Below are 20685 nucleotides of genomic sequence, written 5' to 3' on the forward strand. Positions count from 1 at the left end.
AAGAAGTGAACGATTGGGATGGATCATAGATGACCGAAGGCAGAGCGCTCTTCCTTGTTTTTCTTATGACAGCAGCAGGTTTTGCAGTTTCAACCTTTTTTCATGTCCCCCTCTATGTCGGGTTTTTCGTTGGGTTGATTACTTTAACGGTGGTTCTCAGAACAATGGGGATGGGTAAAGAATCCCTTTTTCGCGCGGCCTTGTCGGGGGTAAAGAGAACACAAGAGGTTCTCATCATCATGCTTTTGATCGGTGCCTTAATTCCCGCTTGGATGCTTAGCGGAACAATCCCGATTCTTCTCATCGGTGCTTTTCAACTGATTTCACCCCATTTTTTTTTGGTAAGCTCTTTTCTGATCGCCGGTGTCGTTTCTATGATATTGGGCACCGCCCTTGGGACCTTATCTACAGTGGGAATTCCTTTAATGGGCATGGCTCACGGACTAGGAGTTTCGGAGGGAATGGTGGCGGGAGCCCTTCTTTCCGGCGCGTTGATCGGTGATCGAACTTCTCCTTTTTCCAGTGCCTTCCATCTTTTGGCCAATGCAACGGAACTTAATCCATGGGAGCAATGGAGAACCCTTCTTCCTACGCTTCTAAGCGCAGGGTTCGTAAGCTTTTTTCTTTTTTTTCTCCTCGATCTTTGGTACGGAGGTCAATTTTCTCCCACCGGGGTGAGTTGGATGGCAGCACTGCAACCTCTGGTACGGCATCCTTTCTTTTCTCTTCTACCGGTTTTCCTCTTTGTTCCGGCTATTTTACTCCGCTTACCCATCAAGTGGGCTTTTCTCCTCACCATTTTTAGCAGTTTCCCGATTTCTCTTGTGAATCGACCTCTTGAGATGGAAGAATGGTTCTCTCGGTTATGGGAAGGGGCAAGTCTGATCCCGGCGATCCCTGGAGGGGGGATGAAGGGGATGATCAACCTGCTGATCTTCATCGCTTTGACCGGAGTTTTCAGCGGGATGCTCGAGGCGAGTCAACTTTTACACAAACCGTTGGAGAAAGCCTTTACAGAAGCGGATTCATTGATCCGTTATACGGGAAAGACCTTATTTTTTTCGATTTTCCTTACCCTCTTTGCTGGGAACCAAGCCCTTCCGGTTTTATTGCTCGGTAGACATTTAACCCCCGTCTGGAGGCGCAGTTTCTCAGTGCGACAGCTTGCGAGAGTCATTGCGGATAGCGCCATCCCGCTCTCCGCCCTCGTTCCGTGGAATATCTTTGCCATCCTTTCTGCCGGCATCTTAGGGGTAAAAACGGTGCAGTACCTTCCCTTTGCCTTTTTTCTCTGGGTGATTCCCCTCATGACCCTCTTTTATTCTCGATTAGAGAGCGATCGGGCAGGCAAGGAACGAAAGGTGATCTTTCGATGAAACGAATCGGACGATTTTTGCTGTGGGTGGGGACGATGCTTTTTTTCTTCACGGGTTGTACTCCCTTTTATGAACTAAGGATGGAGAAAAATGAGCCGTTAACAGTAGGGCTTCTTTTGGAAGGAAATCGATTTGATCAAGGGTGGGATAGTCAAGGGTATGAAGGGCTCGTCCAGATCGAGCGGCAGCTTCACGCGAAGGTGACCTATTATGAGTTTAATAATCATGCAACCGATGAGGAGATTGTGGCACGAGCGGAGGGGATGATCCGCCAGGGATATCGGCTTCTTTTTGGGCACGGGAAGGTCTTCGAAAATGGTTTTAACCGCTTGGGGAGAAAGTATCCCGATGTCCAGTTTATCTTGATCAATGGGCAATCCTTCGCCCCCAATGTTTATTCCGTTTGCTTTTCGGGTAAATCAATGGGCTACTTTGCAGGAATTGTAGCCGGTCTGATGACCAAAACGAACCAGGTCGGCATCGTCGCGGCTTATAGGGAGATGCCGGAAGTGGAAGGGTATATGGCCGGGGTTTCAAGGGTAAACCCAAAAGCCCATGTCCTTATAGGCGAGGTAGGCAGTTGGGGAGATCGGGCCAAGGGGAGGGAGGAGGCGGTGAAGCTCTTGCAACAGGGCGCAGATGTTCTCTTTCCGGCCGGTGATGCGTTTGCCATCGAGGTGATTAATGCAGCGAGGGAAAAGCAGGCGTATGCCGTTGGATTTATTATTGATCAATCCTTTATTGCTCGACAGACGGTTTTGGTCAGCGTCACTCAAAATGTGAAAGAGATTTACCTGGAGTTGGCAAAAGCGGCTTTACGGGGAGAGTTGAACCAGTATCAGGGAAAGGTATACGATTTCTATAATGGAGGCCACCATTTAACGGAATTTGGGTCGATGGTCCCCGCTTCAGTGGTAGAGCGGGTAGAAGAGTATTTAAAGGAATACCGGAAAGAATCCGGATTTAACTGAGAATAAGGCCTCGGTTTGATCGAGTTTTACGAATTGCTAAAATGAGAGAGGAGGGAGAAAAGGGAATCCAATTTAGAAGGAAATGATCCCAGGCGAAGGAAGGGTATTGAATAAGGATGAAGTGGCAGGCGTTTTTTAAGCATTGGCAAAATCTATCCATTGCGAAGAAGATCATCCTAACGGTAAGCGGCCTAGTGGGAGCGACCGTAATCAGCACGGCCATTTCCGGTTATCTTTTTTTCTCTTTATCAAAAACCTATTATCAGGTGCTGCAAGGACAAGAGACCTGGTTTGCCCAAAATGAGATTAAAAACAGTATCTATCTGCGCATAAATGCTGTCCTTCAGTATGTATCCACGGGAAATCCCGATTTTCTGCATCTCTTTGAACAGAGCAACGAGAAAGTTCACCGATTGGAGGAGTACCTCCTCACCCGGACTCAGGGAGAGGAACTGGAGGTGCTTAAGGATTTTATTGAGGAGAGCCAAGATTGGGAATTTCTCCTTTATAACAAAGTGATCCCCGTGTATCAGATGGGGAACCAGAAAGATGCTTGGTTTACGTTAACTCATGATGGAGAAAGCCGTGCTCTTGCGCTGATCCAGTCCGTCGATCGATTTACGACGAAAAAGCAGGAGGAGATGAAAAAACTGGCGCTTGATACGGTTGAACAAGGGAAGAGGTATCTGTGGACCGGGATCATCCTTTCGTTGACGGCGGTTTTTGTATCCATTCTCCTCGGCTTTATTCTGATTCGTTCTCTCACCAAGCCAATTTTAGCGCTTCAAACGGCCGCCCGCCTTATGGGGAAAGATGGAGACTTTCGCCATACGGTGCCCGTCATGGGAGAGGATGAATTGGGGCAGCTCGCCCTCGCCTTTAATCGCATGGGAGAGCGCCTGAATCAGCTGATCGATCAATTAAGCACGACCAATCTTCATTTGCGGGAGGAGAGCAGAAAGGCTCAGGAAGCAAACCGCCTGAAATCGGAATTTCTGGCCAATATTTCTCATGAATTGAGGACCCCATTGAACGGAATTATCGGGTTTTCGGAAGTGCTTCATGAAGAGATGTTTGGGCCCCTTACGGAGAAGCAAAAGGAGTATGTGGGGCACATCCAAAAAAACGGCGAGCATCTTCTTCATCTGATCAATGATCTCTTGGATCTTTCCAAGATCGAAGCAGGCAAGATGGAATTATCCCTGAAAGAAGTGGAGATTGATTCCTTTTTCCGAAACTCCCTCGTCGTCATTCAGGAAAGGGCGAAGAAGAACGGGATCACATTGGAAATGGTGAATAAGAGCAACTCATCCACCTTTTTCTTTGATCCTGTCCGGGTCACTCAGATTATGAATAACCTCCTTTCCAATGCCGTGAAATTTACGCCGGCAGGGGGAAAAATTACCGTTCGGATCGAAGAATCCCCTGATTTTTTGCAGGTTTCCGTGGAAGATACCGGAATTGGAATCCGCGAGGATCGTCTGGAGAAGATTTTTCTCCCCTTTTATCAGGATGAAGGGCAACTGGATCGCCGATATGAGGGAACAGGGCTTGGACTTTCATTGACGAGGAGGCTGGTGGAACTTCACGGGGGGAGCATCGTTGTAAAAAGCCGATTAGGAAGGGGGAGCCTCTTTACCTTTACGCTAAAGCGCCCCGTCACTTCACCGGTTCGTGAATCTCCTTCTTCCCCAGGAGGGAGTAAAATATGGGTCATTGGGCCCATAACGGATCCGGATGCTATAAAAGAAATCGCGGGAGAAAGGGAAATGGTCCTCCTTCCGTATCATCTGGAGGAGAAGGAAAGGGAACGGATGGATCCTCCGGCGATGATCTTCATTACCGATAATCCCGAACTGCCCATCTCGGAATTGGTGCGCCTCCCTTGGTTTTCGTGGAGCAGAGAGAACGGATACCCGCTCTATTTTATCCGGAGAAGGAAACTTACCATGAAAGAAAAAGGTGAATTGTTTCGATTTGTAAAGAAGATTCTCCCGCAAAAAGGGGAATCATAGCTTGATAGAAGTTTAGACCGATGGGGGGATGGCCATGTCAAAAGCAAAGATCCTGCTGGTGGAGGATAATGAGACGAATCTCCTTTTCTTTAGCGACCTGCTGCGAACGAAGGGATATGAGGTGGTAACGGCCAAGAGTGGTTATGAGGCTTTTGAATGGTTGGAACAGTTTCGGCCTGACCTTATCCTTTTAGATATGCATCTGCCTGAGATGGATGGGTTAAGCATCGTCAGAGCCATTCGCTCCTCCGATGAGATGGCAGGCGTAAAGGTGGTTGCCTTATCCGCCCTTTCGATGGAGTCCGATATAGAAGCGGCTTATCAGGCAGGTTGTGATGGGTACATCACCAAACCGGTTGGGATGAAGGAGTTCCTGCAAAAAATGGAAAGCTATCTGAGATAACTTTTGCCTCTGCGCTAAAACCATCGGAGACCCTTGGGATAGTGGTTTTTTATGAGATGAGAGGTTCCTTTTCCCCAACCAAGGGGGAAGCCATCCACCTGGATACTTACCCATCCTTCCTTTATTTCCTGTTCGAAGGGAAGGGTTTCCCCACGAAGATACCGGAAGATTTCCTCCCTTGACGCCGGATAGGAGAGGCGATTTTTATAAGCGTCCCCAGGGAGAGCAAGACTCAGTGCATGGGACGGAACAAATCGATTCTTCCTAAGCTCTCCCAGATGAAGCCCGGCTCTCAGCGTACGGACCCCCTTCAGGGATAACGCAGGTGTAGGGAGAAGGTAAAGGTGCTCGCCAAATAGAAAAAGCCGGTCTTCAGGGAAATGGCTCCATGTAGGTTCGATCGATTCATGTAAAAATTGACGAAAGAGCAGAAGAGCTTCGTTGGGGAGTCTTCCTCTTCTCCTATTTTCCATGTTTGAAAAGGAGACTTCTTCCTCCATCGGCTTCTGCAAAAACGCGATAAAATGCCCCTCTCCAGGAAGGAGATGCGGCCAGAGGCGGGTTATCCCATGAAATGCATGGGACTTTTCCACCCCGTGGGACGGGGAAGACTCTCTTTTTTCTGCGCCTTGTTCTCCTTGGAGGGGAAACCGGGGACGAAACCCATCCATCCTGGGGATGGGGAGGAGTTCCCAGGATGGATGGTGGGAGAGAAAGCGGTCGATCACCCTCTCATTCTCCTCCAGATTAAAGGTGCAGGTAGAATAGATCAGTTTTCCGCCCGGTTTTACCAGCAAGGCGGCCTCCGCCAAGATTTCCTCCTGCCGTAAGGCGCAGATTTTCACCCGCTCATCGGACCATTCCTTTCGGCTCTCTTCTTCCTTCCGGAACATGCCCTCTCCGGAACAGGGAGCATCCAGAATCACCTTGTCAAATCGCCCCGGCCATTTCTCCCTTAACTCCCTTGGAGAGTGGTTTACAACCATGGCATTGGTGATTCCCAAACGCTCGATATTTTCGGATAATGCTTTAGCCCGAACGGGATGGATCTCGTTCGCGACGAGCAATCCTTCATTCTTCATCCGGACGGCGGCCTGTGTCGCTTTCCCTCCCGGGGCTGCCGAAAGATCCAAAATCCAGTCTCCCGGTTTGGGATCGAGAATGGAGACGACCGCCATTGCGCTTGGCTCTTGAAGGTAGTATAATCCTGCAGCATGGTAGGGATGTTTTCCCGGACGTGCCTCTCCGGTATAGTAAAATCCTTCCGGTGCCCAGGGAATGGGCGAGAGGGAGAAGGGGCAGATCCTTTGAAATTCCTTGGGTTCGATTTTTAACGAATTTACGCGCAGCCCCCTCAAAGGAGGTTCCTTATAGCTATTGAGAAAATCCTCATATTCGTTTCCTAACAGCACTTTCATTCGTTCAAGAAATCGAGGGGGGAGAGACTCATGCATGTCGATCGCTCCTTAAAAATAATGGAGGGATATCAATGGAAATCAGGAATATGGTGGATGTGCGGAAGTTTCTTGGACGGTACGGGTATTTTATTTATACCGGAGATCCGTTAGGGGATCTGGAGATGATCAAGGATGAAGTAAAGGAAATGTTCCAAGCCCATATCCTTGACAAAGAGGATTATATACGGCTCATGAAGGTGATCGCAAGGGAAGAAGAAGCATTAAAGAAAAATCGGTGAAAGGAAGAAAGGAACGATTGACAAAAAGCCATGGAGACGGTAAGATGATTGAAGTTAAAAAGAGCGGAAGCTCAAGTAGGGTGGGGGAAAACATCGTGTTACAAGTGGACATCCGGATTAAATTAAAAGAATGTTTGGGTGGCCGAATTGAAGTTACCACGAAAGACAAAGGCCGCATTACAGGTGTCCTGGAATGGCTTAGTCCTGATCAACAAATGGCTGAAATCCGATTGAACAACGGAGAGATTCGAACGGTTTGCGATACGGAGATCGTGGGTATACGCCCCATTTAAAGGGGATAGCCTTTCCAAACCGGGTCAGATTGAAATAAAGGCCTCTTTCCACAGGTTGGAATGAGGCCTTTTATTTATGCATTCCCTGGGAGAGGGCGGGAATATTACTGAACGACGGCGAGGATCTTTTGGAGGATCACCTGCTCCGGCACCGCTCCTTCCTGTTCTTCGGCCCCGTCGTTGATCACGGTTTTTGGAACCCCGTAGACACTATACCGATTGGAGAGTTCGGGAAACTCGGTTGCTTCCACCATATCCGCTTTAATCTTGGGATGGACCATCGCCATGAAATGTGCCACCCGTACCGCCCGGGGACAATAGGGACAGGTGGGTGTAACAAATACCTGCAGATGGACATCCTTATCTAATCCTTGGAGAGCTTCGACGGTTTTGGCGGAAAGTCCGGTGGTTCCATTGGAGATGTCGATGATGTCTTCGATCAGGGTGGTAAATTCATACCCGGAAGGGATGCCGTAAAACCGTACTCCTGTATCGGTTCCGTCTTCCTTTACGAAAAGGATTGCCGGCGCTTTATCCACTCCATACTTTTTGGCTTCCTCCTGATGTTCTTCCCGATCCCATGCGGTTACCTTCAACCGGTCCGTCAGTTCCGCTAATTCCTCCAATATCTGCTTCGTCACATTTCCGTATTCGGCATTTTCCAGTTGACTATGGAAGAAGAGAATGTGAGTTGTTCCATTCATCTTCTCAAACATCTCGCGGATGGTGCCTTTGTCTTTTTCAGCGATTATTCCCATCAATACTCACTCCTATCTAAAACGTATACCCCTAAAGGTATCTCACGATTATCATACCATAAGAGGGTGTGAAATAGCAAATTTTTTTGTAGAAGTTTCGAAACACGTCATGATTTTGTGATACTCACTTCATCATGGATCGGGAGGATTATGAGGCGGCAAAAAACATTTACCCCTTGCAGTAAAACGGATAGATCGGAACGCGTTGGAACAAATTCATCAAGACGTCTAGACATCTGCAAAAAAAAAGGGCCCTTCCGAATGCAAACATCAGAGGAGGGCTCCCTCTTTTGATGAGGGTCGATTCGGTTGGGATTAAAATGGGTTTAGGGCATAGGCGTCGGTGTGGGTTTTGCGTAATTTCCATTGCCATAGGTGGTATCGACCCAGTTTCGAATCTCCTTGACGGTAAGGCCTTCCTTTTTCTTCGTGATGGATTGGACGGCGATTTCAAGACAGGTGTTGCAACGTGTGGCATGATCATCCCAAGTAACGGAGCCGTCCGCTGCAATCTCCTTATAAAAGCACTGGGCGTTATTCAGGTGACCGGCGCTTTCGGCACACCCACAATAACAAGGGATCCACCGAAGTAAATCCTGGTTTTGCGCCGCTGCCAGGTAAATCGTTTTCATCGGTTCATCCTGCTTGCTCATAAAAAGAGGAAGTTCATCTTTTGAAGCCGTTCTCTCCTGCCGATCCCCATTGGGTAGCACCTGAGCCTCTCCGATCCCCAACGTTCTTTGCGGCGGATCGTTTTGACCACAAGCCGCCAGTAAAAGAAGAGCCAATAGGCTGAACAGTGCAATGATTTTCCTCATTCCTTTTCTCCTTTCCATCCGGCAAAAAGTAGTATAACATATTCTTCTCATTCCTTCATAGCGGAGGCCCCTCAAAATTCTTTAAAAAGAATTGATCTTTCCTAACGAAATGGTGTATTGTTTTCCATAGAAAAGAAAGAAGCGATTTTTCCATTTGTTTTACCTCCTGTCGATGGGAGGTTTCCTCCGTTTGTTCCCCTTTGTCCTGCGGGAATGAGAGGAAATCGATTCATGACAAAAAAGATGATCTTATGGGCGAGGAGATGGGAAGATTGTCGATCTTAAAAAATGATTGGGCTCAATATTTGCAAGAGGAATTCCACCAATCGTATTATCTCGCATTACGGCAATTCCTCATCCACGAATATACGCATTATACCATTTATCCCGATATGTATGAAATATATGAAGCACTGCACAGGACTCCATACCATAAGACGAAGGTGGTCATCTTAGGGCAGGACCCGTACCATCAACCGGGTCAAGCCCATGGCCTCAGCTTTTCCGTAAAGCCGGGGGTTACTCCTCCTCCTTCTCTTTTAAATATCTATAAGGAACTAAGAGATGATCTTGGCGTCATTCCGCCGGAGCATGGATACTTAGGAAGTTGGGCGGAACAAGGCGTGTTGCTCTTAAATTCCGTCCTCACCGTTCGTAGAGGGATGCCTAATTCTCATCGGGGAAAGGGATGGGAGAAGTTTACCGATCGGATTATCCAAATCCTTGGTGAACGGGAGGAGCCCACCGTCTTTATCCTGTGGGGAAAATATGCCCAAGAAAAAGGATCCCTCATTACCGGAAAGGGGCACTTAATCATTTCATCCCCACATCCCAGTCCCTATTCTGCCCATCGAGGTTTTTTTGGCAGCCGCCCTTTTTCGCGGGCGAATCAATTTTTAAAGAGCCATGGGCGTGGGGAGATTGATTGGTCCCTTCCCATTCTGCCCACGTACGAACGAACGGGAAGAAAATCTTGATGTTTCCCTCCAGGCAATCAAAAGGGGGAATCCTTTTCCTCGAGAAGATGGTGGAGTTTGACGCCTACAGATGGCCATTGAGGGGAACCTAGAACTAGATGATCCAATCGGTGCACGAAACGAGTTACGAAAGGAGAAGAATCAAATGACCGAAGCGATGAATGGTCAAGAATACATCCTTTTTGCCACGAAACTGGCCAGGGAAGCGGGAAAAATCGCGTTAGAAGGAAGGAAAGAGAAGATCGTATCGTATCAGTTTAAGAGCTCCCATAAGGACTTGGTTACTGAAATAGACCGCCAAGTGGAACGGTTTATTGTGGCAAAGATCAAGGAAACCTATCCTTCCCACGGCATTCTGGGGGAGGAAGGGACGAATATCGATGGCGGGGGGAATTCCTCATATCGTTGGGTGATCGATCCCATCGACGGAACCACCAATTTTATACATCAAGGGATTAACTTCTGTGTATCCATCGCCCTTTATCAGGGGGGAGAAGGCGTGGCAGGCGTCGTCTATGATCCTTCCCGGGATGAGCTTTTTTCCGGGGAAAGGGGAAAAGGAGCCTTTTTAAACGGAAGTCCCATCGGCTTTACAGGAGAAAAGAAAATGGACGAATCCCTCATCGGGACGAATCTCATTTGGGTAGGGAGGACGCGTCGACTGAAATTAGAGGAGTCGATCTACAGGTTGGCCAATGTAAGCCGGGGCGTCCGTTCTTTAGGAGCCGCCGCTTTGGAACTGGCCTATGTGGCGGCAGGCCGCCTTGATGCATATCTCGGGCTATATCTCTCCCCTTGGGATTATGGAGCCGGGAAATTGATCGTGGAAGAAGCGGGAGGGAAGGTGAGCAATTTTGATGGGGATTCCCTTTCTCTTATTTCCGAGAAGCAGGGACTCCTCGCTTCCCATCCGTCGATTCACGGGGATCTCCTTCAGTTTTTAAAAAGAGAGTAGGCTTTTTCCCAATCCGTATGTATTGGAAACCGGCTTTCTTCATTTTCTCCTCATCAAGGCAGTTCCGGCCATCGATGAAGAGGGGATGTGAAACCAGCCTGCGCAGGCGGATCCAGTCCGCTTCTTTAAATTCCGGCCATTCGGTCAGCAGTAAAATCGCTTCCGTTCCTTCGATCGCTTCCTGTATCGTCGAAGTAAGGGCGACGGAATGAAGGGCGGGATGAGGGGTTCCTTCTTTCACCAGGGGGTCATATGCTCTTAGGGTATATGGATATTTGGCCAAGTGGGAGATCACTTTTAGTGAAGGGGAATCCCGCAAATCGTCGGTCCCCGGTTTAAACGTAAGACCAAGGAGGGTAATCCGGCGGGCCTTTATGGGGAGAAGCGAGAGGAGCCGATGTACGATCCGATCCGGAATCCGGTCATTGGTTTCCATCATGGCCTCTACCATGGGGACCGGGACTCCGGCTTCACGGGCCATGTGCATGAGGGCGAAGGCATCTTTCGGGAAACAGGAACCTCCGAAACCGATCCCTGCTTTTAAGAAATGGGGCCCGATTCTCCGGTCACTCCCCATCCCTAAAGAGACCATCTCCACATCGGCCGACAAAGATTCGCAAAGTTCCGCCATCATGTTGATGAACGAGATCTTGGTCGCGAGGAATACATTTGCGGCGTATTTTACCATTTCCGCACTCCGGCGATCCATCCACAGGATGGGAGCCGGAATCCCTTTATAAATCTCTTGCAGTAGGGGAGCAAGCCCCCCGTCATCCAGGCCGATTACGATTCGGTCGGGTAGAAGGAAGTCATGGAGGGCGCTTCCCTGGCGCAAGAATTCAGGATTTGAAACGACATGGAATGGGAACGAAGGGGAAATCTCCCTCATCATCTTTTCTACTTTATCCCCTGTTCCCACAGGAACGGTGCTTTTAATGATCAGCATCTTCTCCTCTTCCGCTAAGAGGGCGATCTGATGGGCGACGGCGAAGACGGCGCTTAGGTCCGCTTCTCCGGTGCTTTTGGCAGGTGTGCCTACCGTAAGGAAGAGGACCGGTGCAAAGAACACGGCTTCTTCCAACCGGTCGGTGAAGAAAAGCCTTTTTCCTTCGATTCCTCTCTTGATGCATTCCTCTAACCCTGGTTCGTAGATCGGGGAGAGCCCTTTTTTTAATGTAGCAATTCTGCGCTGATGAATGTCATAGGCGATCACCTCATGTCCGAGTTGAGCCAGTCCCGCTGCCTGAACCAATCCCACATAACCTGCGCCAATCACCGCGATTTTCATGGTTTTCTCCTCCTTTAAGCGTGAATGGAAATTTGTTCCCTTTTTTGGAGAACCTCTTGGTAGGATCGAATCAGATTGGAGAAGACGTTCTCCCAGGACTGCCTTTTCGCATAAAAGAGGGCCTGACGGGAAAGGCGTTCTCGAAGAGGGGCATCTTCCACCAAGGTGACGATTCCTTGGCGAAATGCGTCTACATCACGAGGGCGTACCAACCAACCTGTTTCCCCATGACGAACGTTTTCTTTGACCCCACCCTGATTTACCGCTAAGACAGGGAGGCCGGAGGCGAATGCTTCTAGGATTACATTTCCATACGTCTCGGTGCTGGAGGGAAAGGTGAATAGATCCGCAAAGCGATAGAAGCGCGCTAACTCTTCCCCTTGTTGAAATCCGGTAAAGAGAACCGAATCGTCCGCTTTCTCCCGCAGTTCTTTCGCCATGGGTCCATCTCCCACCAACACAAGTCGAACCCTTCTTTTTATATGGGGAGGAAGGCTCTCGTAGGCTTCCATGAGGATGGAGAGATCCTTTTCCGGGGCGAGGCGTCCCACATAGAGGAGGGTTAGTTTGCCGTGGGCAGGGGGAAGGGGCGAAGCCTCGCCCTTTTCTTTGGGACGAAAGAAAGAAACATCGATACCCCTGGGCCAGATCTCAATCGAATTGAGGCCATGTTCCCGGAGGAGCTTCTCGGTCTCCCGGCTTGGGGCATAAATTTTTTCCGCTTGCGAATAAAACCATTTTACATAAGCCCACAGCCCGTTTTTTAGAATGCTTAAATTGTAATAAGGAAGATAACGGTCAAAATGGGTATGGTAAGAAGCGACGACGGGCGTCCGATTTTTTTTGCAAAAATGGAGTCCGGTTAAGCCTAAATTGAAAGGCGTCGCAATGTGGCAAAGGTCCGGGGCGAACTCCCGCAATTCTTTTTGCAGCGTAAATGGATTCGGGATCGCAACCCTTACTTCCGGATAAGGGAAGAAGGGGAGACTGTAGCTACGGAAAACATGGGGTTCATCCCGGCCGATCATGGAAGGCAGGGGCGCAACCACTTTAACGGAGAAGGATTTCTCCTTCAAATAATCGGCCAACCTTCCCAGGGTCATGGCCACTCCATTTACCTCCGGTCTGTACGTATCTGTAAAGAGCACAACCTTCACCCTGTTCACTCCTTCAAGTGCCTCTTACCCTTCTATTGTACGATGGAAATGTCACCTCACGATGAACTTTTAATTAATTTTCTGTAAAGTTATAACCGATGTAAAGAAAAAAGCTTTCGTATCCTTTGAGGATAATTGGTGATAATCCCTGCCGGCTCCAGTTTCATCACATCAATCAGATCAACCCAGTTGTCTACGGTATAGGGAATGACTTCGAAACCTCTGGAGAGACTTTCGTAATAGATGTCGAGGGTAAGGAAGGGGTAATAGGGATGCAAGGAGGATGCCCCCACGTCTCGGGCGATTGCCCAAGGCTCTGTTTGGTAAATGTAGATGAGAGCGGTTTTTACCCGGTCATCAAGACGGCGAAGGGTGAGGAGAGAGTTTACATCATAGGAAGAGATTACGGTGCGGTCGATGAGGCCATATTCATGAACCAACCGCAATGCTTTTTTCTCCAGGATCTCCTTATGATCGGGGGAGGGCTTTAATTCCAAATTTATGAATAAAGGCCTTTTTTGGACCCATGACAGAAAGTGTTTGAGGCTCGGCACCTTCTCTCCTGAAAAGCTTGGATGAAACCATGAACCGGCATCCAACTTTTGCAGGTCCTTGAACGTAATTTTGGCTAACGGTCCGGTACCGTTTGTGGTTCGATCAAGATGGGAGTCATGGAAGATGACGGGGATGAGATCCTTTGTAAGGCGGACATCGCATTCAATTCCGTCTGCCCCCTCTTGGTACGCCGACCGGAAGGCGGCCATGGTATTTTCGGGAGTGCTGGCAGAGGCGCCCCGATGGGCATAGATCAGGAAAGGAGCCATTTCTAACACCTCCAACATATCTTATGCAGAAAGGGGCAGGAAAAACAGGATCTCCGATCAAAGGATGGGAGATCCGTTGAAATCGCTTTTTCTGATGAAGATGATCAATCGACAGGGGAGAAATCATTCCTCTTCTTTTTTTAGGAGTTGGAAAAAATTGATGTTGCATTTTCCATCGGATCATGATACATTTATTTCTGCTGATCGCTTAAAAAGGATGGGGCATTAGCTCAGCTGGGAGAGCGCATGAATGGCATTCATGAGGTCAGGGGTTCGATCCCCCTATGCTCCACCATTCCACCTATAATTTAGGTATACGTGGATACGAAGGTTAGCCGGAATATCCTGTGTCTGAGAATGAGGCGGCCCTAATAGAAGGGCCTTTTTCATTCAAGAGGAAGAAAAAAGAGGCTTGAAACGAATGGGGAAGCTATGTTAAGATAACTTCTGTCGGTTCATTCCCTTGATCTTCTGGGATAAAACAGATAAAATAAAATGTATGACGGTAAATTTGGAGTGATACCCAAGAGGCCGAAGGGGACGGTTTGCTAAACCGTTAGTGGGTTTATACCCAGCGAGGGTTCGAATCCCTCTCACTCCGCCATGGCGGTGTAGCTCAGCTGGTTAGAGCGTACGGTTCATACCCGTGAGGTCGTGGGTTCGATTCCCTCCACCGCTACCAGCGTTTTCATAGGGGCGTAGTTTAACGGTAGAACAGCGGTCTCCAAAACCGTTAGTGTGGGTTCGATTCCTGCCGCCCCTGCCATTCAAAAAAGTGAGACGTATAAGCGGATCGTAGATGAAACCAGGATTGAAGTGCAGGGGAACGAATTCTACGCCAGAAATAGGCGGGAATTCGTTAAAAGCATGTGGTTTAGTAGGTAACATTTGCAATGTTCGGGGATGATGATGGCGGTCGTGGCGAAGTGGCGAACGCACCGGATTGTGGCTCCGGCATTCGAGGGTTCGATTCCCTTCGACCGCCCCATATATGGGAGCATAGCCAAGTGGTAAGGCACAGGTCTGCAAAACCTTTATTCCCCGGTTCGAATCCGGGTGCTCCCTCCATGTTCCAGTAGCTCAGCTGGATAGAGCAACAGCCTTCTAAGCTGTGGGCCGGGGGTTCGAATCCCTCCTGGAACGCCATCATTTCACGGGCCCTTAGCTCAGTTGGTTAGAGCGGTCGGCTCATAACCGATTGGTCGCAGGTTCGAGTCCTGCAGGGCCCACCAGATTTAGAAGTGAGAAGTAGGATAAAAAGAGAAAAATAGGGTAAAATGGAGGAGTACCGAAGTGGTCACAACGGGGCGGTCTTGAAAACCGTTTGGGTGTAAACCCACGGGGGTTCGAATCCCTCCTCCTCCGCCATTTGCTCACTTATGCGTGGTGCTGTGGTGTAGGGGTTAACATGTCGGTCTGTCACACCGGAGATCGCGGGTTCAAATCCCGTCAGCACCGCCATCTAACGAAGAAGAAGAAGAGCGAAAATCATGATGAGTTGTAAGGAATCTGTGTAGTCGCTGCAGTTCTTCACTGCAGAGGAAAGTCCAGACTCGCCCAAGCTGCGATGCTTGGAGTGTTTGCGCCTGGTGCAAACCAGGGCGGTGTCCTGTGGGATGCCGACGGCGGCGAACGGGACTTAGACCTAAGCCCCCATTAGCCATAAAGTGCCACAGAGACGAGCCTTTCGGTGACGAAAGGGTGGAACGAGGTAAACCCCGCAAGCGAGAAACCCAAATTATGGTAGGGGAGCTCCCTGGAGGGAATCGGAACCAAAGGGGAGATCGGGAATTTCCCGATAGATAGATGACTACACCTTTTGTGCGAGGTTGGCAACCGAAAAGAGCACAAAGGAACAGAAACTGGCTTACAGGGTTCCTTACGCCAACTCATCAAAGCCACCCTTGAGGTGGTTTTTATTTTAGGACTACATAAATAAGCGTTTTTGTGCGATCCTGGTGAAGTAAAAAAAAGGTATTGATTTCCTGAGGATTTCCACTCATACTATAAAGTAAGATGAGATCTATAAAGTAAGATGAGATCTGTGAGCGAATCCAATAAGGGGTGACCATATTGCGGCTTCAGCGTGTTTTAATCCTGTCTGCCAGTTTTGGGGAAGGGCATCGCCAAGCCTCCTATGCATTAAAAGAAATGCTGGTTCGTCATCATCCCGGAATAGAAGTAGAGATTATCGACTACATTCATAAGCTAAACCCTGCTTTCAACCGATTTGCCCAATTTATGTATATTCAAGGAATTAAACACGTACCCAATGTTTATGGTTTTTTCTACAAACACATTAATCGGATCCCTACCAACTCCGCCATCGGGAAACAGATCACCTATATTGGGAGCATTATCGGCAGGAAGAAGCTTTTGGAATTTATTCAGGAGTTTAAACCGCAGGTTATCATCCATACCTTTCCTTCCTCTGCGGGAGCGCTATCGGAGATGAAGAGGGAAGGATTGGTTGCGATTCCTTCAGTTACCGTGATTACCGATTATGCGATCCATCGTCAATGGATCCATGAGAACACGGATCTCTACCTCGTAGGTTCTACAGAGGTCAGGGATCAACTTCTGGACGAAGGGGTACCCTTGGAAAAAATTCGAATAACGGGCATTCCTGTCCGGCAGGAGTTTTACCGAACCTTTGATAAAGAGGAGTTATTAAAGAAGTATGGATTAAGTCCGGATAGGAAAACCGTTTTGGTCATGGGAGGAGCCTTTGGGGTCTCCGAAAACATAACGCGACTCTGCCAATTTCTCTTTTATATCGAAGAAGAGATTCAAATCATCGTCGTGGCGGGACGAAATCGCCGACTCTACGCCCACCTTCAGGAATTGGCCACTGGGGCTAGAAATCCCATTCTCCTTTTTGGATTTATGGACAAAATTGCCGAATTGATGGCCATCTCCGATCTTATGCTGACGAAGTCGGGGGGGCTAACCACCTCGGAAGGCATTGCCATGAAGCTGCCCATGATCTTCTTTAAACCGATTCCCGGACAGGAGATGGCGAATGCCGATTATCTAAAACGGACCGGGGTGGCGGAGATTACCCGAAATATGGACGAGATGAAAACTCTGTTTCTCCGCCTGATCCTGCATCCCACAAGACTTCAGGAGATGAAGAAAAATTTTGATCCTCTCTTGAAAAATATCCGCATCCATTCCATTCCGGAAGAGCTGGAGAAATTGGTGGAGACCGTACGTCCCAAGAAGTAAGATGATCTGATCGATCGTGTGAGAAAACGATCATGAAATGGTCATAGGATGAAGATAGAAATGGAAAACCTCTTCCCCTCATCGGGAAGAGGTTTTCCATTGGAAATAACGGATCAGGAGGCGAACCGCCACTTGGATGGCCTCTTCGTTGGGATTAAGACGGGAATGGTGAAGCCCGTAGGGAGAATCAACGCCTAACCAAAACATGAAGCCGGGAATCTTCTCCAGAAAATAGCCGAAATCCTCTCCTGTCATCGCCACATTCGCTTCGACCACATCTACATCTCCCAATTCACCGGCCCATGCCATGAAAGTCTCCGTCAGGGGAGAGTGGTTAAAGACCTGGGTATAGCTGGACCCGAAATCAATCTCTCCTTTACACTCAAAGGCGACTTCTATTCCCTTCACGAGCTGGATAATCCTGTTACGAACCTTCTCCATGCTGGTCTGGGAGAGGGTTCGGATTGTTCCTTCCAGGCGTGCCTTCTCAGCGATAATATTTTGCCTCGTACCGGCTTCCAGCTTTCCGATGGTAACTACCGCTGAGTCGAGGGGATTCATGCTTCGGGAAACAATGGTCTGGAGAGCGGTCACCAGTTGGGATGCGGCCACGATCATATCCTTCGTGTGATGCGGATAGGCGGCATGCCCCCCAAGTCCGTTTAGGGTGATGAAGAGCTCCGAAGTATTGGCGAACAGGATCCCTGGGCGGGTGGCGATCGTTCCCACCGGGTATTCCGGTGCGATGTGGAGGGCTACGATCTCATCGGGCCACCATTTTTTCATCTCCTCGCTCTCACGCATGGGATACGCGCCGCCGGGTCCCTCCTCCGCAGGCTGGAATAGGAACAAGAGATCGTCGGTTAGAGGATGATGGACAAAATAAGTGAGGAGTCCAAGGGCGATGGTCATGTGGAGATCGTGCCCACAAGCATGCATGCGGTTTGGGTGAGTGGAGCGGAAGGGAAATCCCGTCTCCTCCTCGATGGGAAGGCCGTCGATGTCGGTCCTATAAGCATACCGTTTCCGGGGATGGGTTCCCTTCACCAGGACAAAAAGCCCTGTTTCCCATTTTTTCACTTCGATTCTTTCCTGGGGAAGCCGGGAAAGATAGTGAAGAAGATACGCCTGGGTTTGCCATTCCTGAAAACCCAATTCCGGAATCTTATGCAAGTCTCGTCGTACTTGGATCAACGCCTCTTTTAATTGGTTTAAAGTGGTTTCACGGAGATCACTCATTTAATCCCGCCTCTTTCCTTTTCCCTCCACTTTTTTCCGGGGGCATCCGTTCTACGGTCGCCAGAGTTATAATGTTCGGAGGGCTTGTATGATTTCCGTCTTCGCTTTCGTCTTTTCATCGATCTTCTTGATCACCCGCGCCGGAACGCCTGCTACCACCACATGTTCGGGAACATCTTCCACTACAATCGCGCCGGCGGCTACTACGGATCCTTTCCCGACCCGAACCCCTTCCAGGATAACCGCATTGGCGCCGACGAGAACATCATCCTCGATCACCACAGGGTTGGCCGAAGGCGGTTCGATCACTCCGGCAATAACAGCTCCGGCGCCGATGTGACAATTGCGACCAATGGTTCCTCTCCCTCCCACCACCGCATTCATGTCGATCATGGTCCCTTCTCCGATGACGGCTCCGATGTTAATCACCGCCCCCATCATGATGACGGCATTTTTTCCGATGGTCACATGTTCACGGATGACGGCCCCAGGTTCGATGCGTGCTTCGATCTCCGTCAGATCGAGGAGGGGGATCGCCGAATGGCGGCGATCGTTTTCCACCACATAATCCTCGATCTTTTCCTTATGGGTTTCTAGGATGGGTTTTACATCTTTCCAATCGCCGAAGAGGACTCCGGTCTTTCCCTGGATGAAGGTTTGGATCCCCTCTCCAAACGGGATATCTTCCAATTCCCCTTTTATGTATACCTTTACAGGGGTTTTCTTCTTACTATTTTTGATGTATTCAATAATTTGGTAAGCATCAGCCTCTTGCAGCATCGATCCTGCTCCTTTCATGAGATGAAGTGGCCTTTTGTATAGTATATCGTTTCTCTGCAATTTTTTTAAGGGGGTTTGGCTTTTTCTTTCTGCTTTTTTTGCTATACTGTGAATGAAGGATGAAGATGGGAGGTAACCGCGTGTTCTGGATTCTATTAATCTTCGCTTATCTTCTCGGTTCTGTTCCGTTTTCCGTCATCTTTGCCAATATGAAAGGAATTAATCTCTTGGAATGCGGAAGCAGAAATCCTGGTTCTACCAATGCATTCCGTTGTGCAGGTCCGTTCGTGGGAACGGCGGCTCTCATCTGCGATATTCTAAAGGGTTTCCTCGCCGTCTGGATCGCCGACTTGCTGCTCGAGCCGATCTGGCAAGTCTACTTGGTGGGTGTGTTTGCCATCCTCGGGCATACCAAGTCTCTCTTTTTGGGTTTTAAAGGAGGAAAGGCGATTGCTACGTCTTCCGGCGTTTTTCTTTACATCGCCACATGGCCTATCCTGATGGCGGCCGTTATTTTTGCCATAACGCTTTTGCTGTGGAGAATGGTCTCCCTCGCATCCATCATGGGGGGCATTGCGTTTCCTCTTTTTGTTTTACTGACCGATTTCAAGAATCCCCTTCTTATTCTTATCTCCTTCGCCGTTGCGGCGTATGCCATCTGGCGGCATCGGGGGAATATAGAGAGGATTCGCAGGGGAACGGAACAAAAGATCTTTGAAAAAGGGAAAAAGAGGGTAAAATAGAATAAATTTTAAAAATAAAAAGGAGGAGAACGAAGATAGAGAGAGAATAACAAAGATAGATGCAATAGAGGAAGGGAGGAGAGGATGATCGTTGAGGCTTAGTGAGGAGAGTGAACGCCGTTTGACCCGTTCTCTGGTGGAAACCCTTTCGGAGACGCTCAGGCAACTGAACGAAGCCTTTCGTGAAGGGGAGAAGGAAAGGATCAGGAAATTGGGACATGCCTTGAAGGGAAATTCAGGAGCCCATTATTTTGGACTCACCAAAGTGAAAGAGATCGGGATCGCATTAGACAAGAACCCGGATCTTACCGAGAATGAGTGGCGACGAATGGTGGAGGAATTAGAAGGAGTGATCCAGGTTCTTCAAACAAGATCTCCAGGCAGGGATTGAAGAGGTGAAGCAGAATGAACCTTAAACTACCGGATGAAGCGTGAAATTAACGGTTTAATGGAATCGATGGCGATGGCAAAACCGATGCTTTGGGAGTTTCGGACGATCGCCGCGTTCATCCCGATCACTTCCCCATAGAGATTAAAAAGAGGACCGCCGCTGTTTCCCGGATTGATGGCCGCATCGGTTTGTATCACATCCTCATACGTGTGGTTGGCTGTTCGCAAGGAGCGGTTTTTCGCGGAGATCACTCCAACCGTGACGGTATTTTCAAGACCTAAGGGATTCCCAATCGCAATCACCCATTCTCCGACTCTTGCCTGATTTGAACTCCCTAGGACGACGGCCTTTAAGGGGCGGAATGTGTTCATTTTTAAGACCGCCAGATCTCTAACGGGATCCGACCAAACGAGTCGGGCGGAACGAACCTCATTATTGGCCAGACGGACACGGATATTGACCGCATGAGCGACGATGTGCTGATTGGTTAAAACATATCCGCGAGGACTAATGACAAATCCTGTACCGAAACTCTTAGACTTCCCCAGGTCTTCATCTTCATATTCGGGAAAGAGAAACTGGTAAAGGAAGGAATTCGGGAACCGTTGAGGAGTAGGGTCCTTATCCTCTGTCTCGATGGATAAGATCGTTTCTTTTACGCGGTCTATGATTTCGACGAAATAATTGGCAGGATGGATGGGATGAGCAGGGGAAAGGGATGATTTGACCGTTTGGTAGCGGGATTTCTTCACAGGAGGCACCCCTTTCATCAT

The 20685-nt window shown here is 48.9% G+C and carries 20 protein-coding genes, 10 tRNA genes and 1 other RNA gene; 22 read left to right on the plus strand and 9 right to left on the minus strand.

The features are described 5' to 3' along the window. Nucleotides 1–29 precede the first annotated feature (29 nt). The 4 genes from THEAE_RS0103215 (at nt 30) to THEAE_RS0103230 (ending at nt 4765) form a co-directional block, all read left to right on the plus strand. On the plus strand, nt 30–1376 hold the full coding sequence (locus THEAE_RS0103215) for a Na+/H+ antiporter NhaC family protein (RefSeq protein ID WP_005586300.1): 1347 nt from the start codon (nt 30–32) through the stop codon (nt 1374–1376). Then, the gene (locus THEAE_RS19810) at nt 1373–2347 is read left to right on the plus strand and encodes a BMP family ABC transporter substrate-binding protein (protein ID WP_052329724.1); all 975 of its coding nucleotides are present in this window, start codon (nt 1373–1375) and stop codon (nt 2345–2347) included. The genes THEAE_RS0103215 and THEAE_RS19810 overlap by 4 nt, the downstream gene beginning before the upstream one ends. 116 nt (nt 2348–2463) lie before the next feature. After that, on the plus strand, nt 2464–4362 hold the full coding sequence (locus THEAE_RS21860; RefSeq protein ID WP_052329726.1) for a sensor histidine kinase: 1899 nt from the start codon (nt 2464–2466) through the stop codon (nt 4360–4362). 34 nt (nt 4363–4396) lie between these two features. Continuing rightward, nucleotides 4397–4765, plus strand: coding sequence for a response regulator (locus tag THEAE_RS0103230; RefSeq protein ID WP_028986508.1), 369 nt, complete (start codon nt 4397–4399; stop codon nt 4763–4765). Between the two features lie 14 nt (nt 4766–4779). Here the strand turns inward: THEAE_RS0103230 and THEAE_RS0103235 are convergent, their stop codons facing one another. Further along, nucleotides 4780–6219, minus strand: a complete 1440-nt coding sequence (locus THEAE_RS0103235) for an RsmB/NOP family class I SAM-dependent RNA methyltransferase (RefSeq protein ID WP_028986509.1) — start codon at nt 6217–6219, stop codon at nt 4780–4782. A 35-nt stretch (nt 6220–6254) separates the two neighbouring features. Here THEAE_RS0103235 and THEAE_RS0103240 point away from each other — a divergent pair, with 35 nt between their 5' ends. Both THEAE_RS0103240 and THEAE_RS0103245 read left to right on the plus strand, forming a co-directional pair. Then, nucleotides 6255–6461, plus strand: a complete 207-nt coding sequence (locus tag THEAE_RS0103240) for a YqgQ family protein (protein ID WP_005586306.1) — start codon at nt 6255–6257, stop codon at nt 6459–6461. Nucleotides 6462–6505: 44 nt separating this feature from the next. Further along, a complete protein-coding gene (locus tag THEAE_RS0103245; protein WP_028986510.1) occupies nt 6506–6754 on the plus strand; it encodes a hypothetical protein in 249 nt (82 codons plus the stop codon). Nucleotides 6755–6858: 104 nt separating this feature from the next. Here the strand turns inward: THEAE_RS0103245 and pdo are convergent, their stop codons facing one another. Continuing rightward, on the minus strand, nt 6859–7512 hold the full coding sequence (pdo, locus tag THEAE_RS0103250) for a protein disulfide oxidoreductase (protein ID WP_005586310.1): 654 nt from the start codon (nt 7510–7512) through the stop codon (nt 6859–6861). A gap of 326 nt (nt 7513–7838) precedes the next feature. Continuing rightward, nucleotides 7839–8330 carry a PCYCGC motif-containing (lipo)protein gene (locus tag THEAE_RS0103255; protein ID WP_028986511.1) on the minus strand — a complete coding sequence of 164 codons (492 nt, stop codon included), beginning with the start codon at nt 8328–8330 and terminating at the stop codon, nt 7839–7841. A 272-nt stretch (nt 8331–8602) separates the two neighbouring features. Between THEAE_RS0103255 and THEAE_RS0103265 the strand changes: the two genes are divergently transcribed. Next, nucleotides 8603–9307, plus strand: a complete 705-nt coding sequence (locus THEAE_RS0103265; RefSeq protein WP_425426378.1) for a uracil-DNA glycosylase — start codon at nt 8603–8605, stop codon at nt 9305–9307. A 145-nt stretch (nt 9308–9452) separates the two neighbouring features. Then, nucleotides 9453–10262 (plus strand): inositol monophosphatase family protein, encoded by an 810-nt coding sequence (locus THEAE_RS0103275; RefSeq protein WP_028986513.1) that lies wholly within the window; start codon nt 9453–9455, stop codon nt 10260–10262. Here the strand turns inward: THEAE_RS0103275 and THEAE_RS19820 are convergent. The 3 genes from THEAE_RS19820 to THEAE_RS0103290 form a co-directional block, all read right to left on the minus strand. Then, complete coding sequence (locus THEAE_RS19820) at nt 10183–11550, minus strand: UDP-glucose dehydrogenase family protein (RefSeq protein WP_052329728.1); 1368 nt, start codon at nt 11548–11550, stop codon at nt 10183–10185. The genes THEAE_RS0103275 and THEAE_RS19820 overlap by 80 nt on opposite strands. Nucleotides 11551–11564: 14 nt before the next feature. Further along, the gene (locus THEAE_RS0103285; RefSeq protein ID WP_028986514.1) at nt 11565–12707 is read right to left on the minus strand and encodes a glycosyltransferase family 4 protein; all 1143 of its coding nucleotides are present in this window, start codon (nt 12705–12707) and stop codon (nt 11565–11567) included. An 89-nt stretch (nt 12708–12796) separates the two neighbouring features. After that, nucleotides 12797–13531 (minus strand): glycerophosphodiester phosphodiesterase, encoded by a 735-nt coding sequence (locus tag THEAE_RS0103290; RefSeq protein WP_005586317.1) that lies wholly within the window; start codon nt 13529–13531, stop codon nt 12797–12799. A 219-nt stretch (nt 13532–13750) separates the two neighbouring features. Between THEAE_RS0103290 and THEAE_RS0103300 the strand changes: the two genes are divergently transcribed. The 12 genes from THEAE_RS0103300 (at nt 13751) to THEAE_RS19825 (ending at nt 16759) form a co-directional block, all read left to right on the plus strand. After that, nucleotides 13751–13826: transfer RNA gene (locus THEAE_RS0103300), tRNA-Ala, on the plus strand. Nucleotides 13827–14044: 218 nt separating this feature from the next. Beyond that, nucleotides 14045–14135 (plus strand) — tRNA-Ser (locus tag THEAE_RS0103305). Between the two features lies 1 nt (nt 14136). After that, nucleotides 14137–14213 (plus strand) — tRNA-Met (locus THEAE_RS0103310). A gap of 10 nt (nt 14214–14223) precedes the next feature. Next, nucleotides 14224–14297: transfer RNA gene (locus tag THEAE_RS0103315), tRNA-Trp, on the plus strand. A 146-nt stretch (nt 14298–14443) separates the two neighbouring features. Beyond that, nucleotides 14444–14519, plus strand: a tRNA-His gene (locus tag THEAE_RS0103320). 5 nt (nt 14520–14524) lie between these two features. Further along, nucleotides 14525–14599, plus strand: a tRNA-Cys gene (locus tag THEAE_RS0103325). A gap of 1 nt (nt 14600) precedes the next feature. Beyond that, a tRNA-Arg gene (locus THEAE_RS0103330) sits at nt 14601–14677 on the plus strand. Between the two features lie 9 nt (nt 14678–14686). Next, nucleotides 14687–14763 (plus strand) — tRNA-Ile (locus THEAE_RS0103335). 47 nt (nt 14764–14810) lie between these two features. Continuing rightward, nucleotides 14811–14899 (plus strand) — tRNA-Ser (locus THEAE_RS0103340). 17 nt (nt 14900–14916) lie between these two features. Beyond that, a tRNA-Asp gene (locus THEAE_RS0103345) sits at nt 14917–14992 on the plus strand. Nucleotides 14993–15036: 44 nt separating this feature from the next. Continuing rightward, nucleotides 15037–15406, plus strand: an RNA gene (gene rnpB / locus THEAE_RS22390) — RNase P RNA component class B. Nucleotides 15407–15604: 198 nt separating this feature from the next. Next, nucleotides 15605–16759, plus strand: coding sequence for an MGDG synthase family glycosyltransferase (locus tag THEAE_RS19825; protein WP_005586322.1), 1155 nt, complete (start codon nt 15605–15607; stop codon nt 16757–16759). 78 nt (nt 16760–16837) lie between these two features. On the opposite strand, the gene THEAE_RS0103355 is transcribed toward THEAE_RS19825, so the two are convergent. Both THEAE_RS0103355 and dapD read right to left on the minus strand, forming a co-directional pair. After that, the gene (locus THEAE_RS0103355; RefSeq protein ID WP_039944237.1) at nt 16838–17998 is read right to left on the minus strand and encodes an N-acetyldiaminopimelate deacetylase; all 1161 of its coding nucleotides are present in this window, start codon (nt 17996–17998) and stop codon (nt 16838–16840) included. Nucleotides 17999–18064: 66 nt separating this feature from the next. After that, nucleotides 18065–18778, minus strand: a complete 714-nt coding sequence (gene dapD, locus THEAE_RS0103360) for a 2,3,4,5-tetrahydropyridine-2,6-dicarboxylate N-acetyltransferase (RefSeq protein ID WP_005586324.1) — start codon at nt 18776–18778, stop codon at nt 18065–18067. A 140-nt stretch (nt 18779–18918) separates the two neighbouring features. On the opposite strand from dapD, the gene plsY reads away from it, so the two are divergent. Both plsY and THEAE_RS0103370 read left to right on the plus strand, forming a co-directional pair. After that, nucleotides 18919–19521, plus strand: coding sequence for a glycerol-3-phosphate 1-O-acyltransferase PlsY (plsY, locus tag THEAE_RS0103365; RefSeq protein WP_052329730.1), 603 nt, complete (start codon nt 18919–18921; stop codon nt 19519–19521). 91 nt (nt 19522–19612) lie between these two features. Then, nucleotides 19613–19912, plus strand: coding sequence for an Hpt domain-containing protein (locus THEAE_RS0103370; protein ID WP_005587269.1), 300 nt, complete (start codon nt 19613–19615; stop codon nt 19910–19912). 26 nt (nt 19913–19938) lie between these two features. Here the strand turns inward: THEAE_RS0103370 and THEAE_RS0103375 are convergent, their stop codons facing one another. Then, nucleotides 19939–20664 (minus strand): S1C family serine protease, encoded by a 726-nt coding sequence (locus THEAE_RS0103375; protein WP_245605519.1) that lies wholly within the window; start codon nt 20662–20664, stop codon nt 19939–19941. Nucleotides 20665–20685: the final 21 nt, after the last annotated feature.

Source organism: Thermicanus aegyptius DSM 12793, from assembly GCF_000510645.1.
In the GTDB taxonomy this organism is placed as follows: Bacteria; Bacillota; Bacilli; order Thermicanales; family Thermicanaceae; genus Thermicanus; species Thermicanus aegyptius.

What these genes read in the sequence shown, in the direction of transcription:
- THEAE_RS0103215 (WP_005586300.1), top strand. Translation starts at nt 30, where the DNA reads ATGACCGAAGGCAGAGCGCTCTTCCTTGTTTTTCTTATGACAGCAGCA.
- dapD (WP_005586324.1), bottom strand. Translation starts at nt 18,778, where the DNA reads ATGCTGCAAGAGGCTGATGCTTACCAAATTATTGAATACATCAAAAAT.
- THEAE_RS0103235 (WP_028986509.1), bottom strand. Translation starts at nt 6,219, where the DNA reads ATGCATGAGTCTCTCCCCCCTCGATTTCTTGAACGAATGAAAGTGCTG.
- THEAE_RS0103255 (WP_028986511.1), bottom strand. Translation starts at nt 8,330, where the DNA reads ATGAGGAAAATCATTGCACTGTTCAGCCTATTGGCTCTTCTTTTACTG.
- THEAE_RS0103245 (WP_028986510.1), top strand. Translation starts at nt 6,506, where the DNA reads ATGATTGAAGTTAAAAAGAGCGGAAGCTCAAGTAGGGTGGGGGAAAAC.
- THEAE_RS0103355 (WP_039944237.1), bottom strand. Translation starts at nt 17,998, where the DNA reads ATGAGTGATCTCCGTGAAACCACTTTAAACCAATTAAAAGAGGCGTTG.
- THEAE_RS0103290 (WP_005586317.1), bottom strand. Translation starts at nt 13,531, where the DNA reads ATGGCTCCTTTCCTGATCTATGCCCATCGGGGCGCCTCTGCCAGCACT.
- THEAE_RS0103230 (WP_028986508.1), top strand. Translation starts at nt 4,397, where the DNA reads ATGTCAAAAGCAAAGATCCTGCTGGTGGAGGATAATGAGACGAATCTC.
- pdo (WP_005586310.1), bottom strand. Translation starts at nt 7,512, where the DNA reads ATGGGAATAATCGCTGAAAAAGACAAAGGCACCATCCGCGAGATGTTT.
- THEAE_RS19820 (WP_052329728.1), bottom strand. Translation starts at nt 11,550, where the DNA reads ATGAAAATCGCGGTGATTGGCGCAGGTTATGTGGGATTGGTTCAGGCA.
- THEAE_RS21860 (WP_052329726.1), top strand. Translation starts at nt 2,464, where the DNA reads ATGAAGTGGCAGGCGTTTTTTAAGCATTGGCAAAATCTATCCATTGCG.
- THEAE_RS0103275 (WP_028986513.1), top strand. Translation starts at nt 9,453, where the DNA reads ATGACCGAAGCGATGAATGGTCAAGAATACATCCTTTTTGCCACGAAA.
- THEAE_RS0103240 (WP_005586306.1), top strand. Translation starts at nt 6,255, where the DNA reads ATGGAAATCAGGAATATGGTGGATGTGCGGAAGTTTCTTGGACGGTAC.
- THEAE_RS19810 (WP_052329724.1), top strand. Translation starts at nt 1,373, where the DNA reads ATGAAACGAATCGGACGATTTTTGCTGTGGGTGGGGACGATGCTTTTT.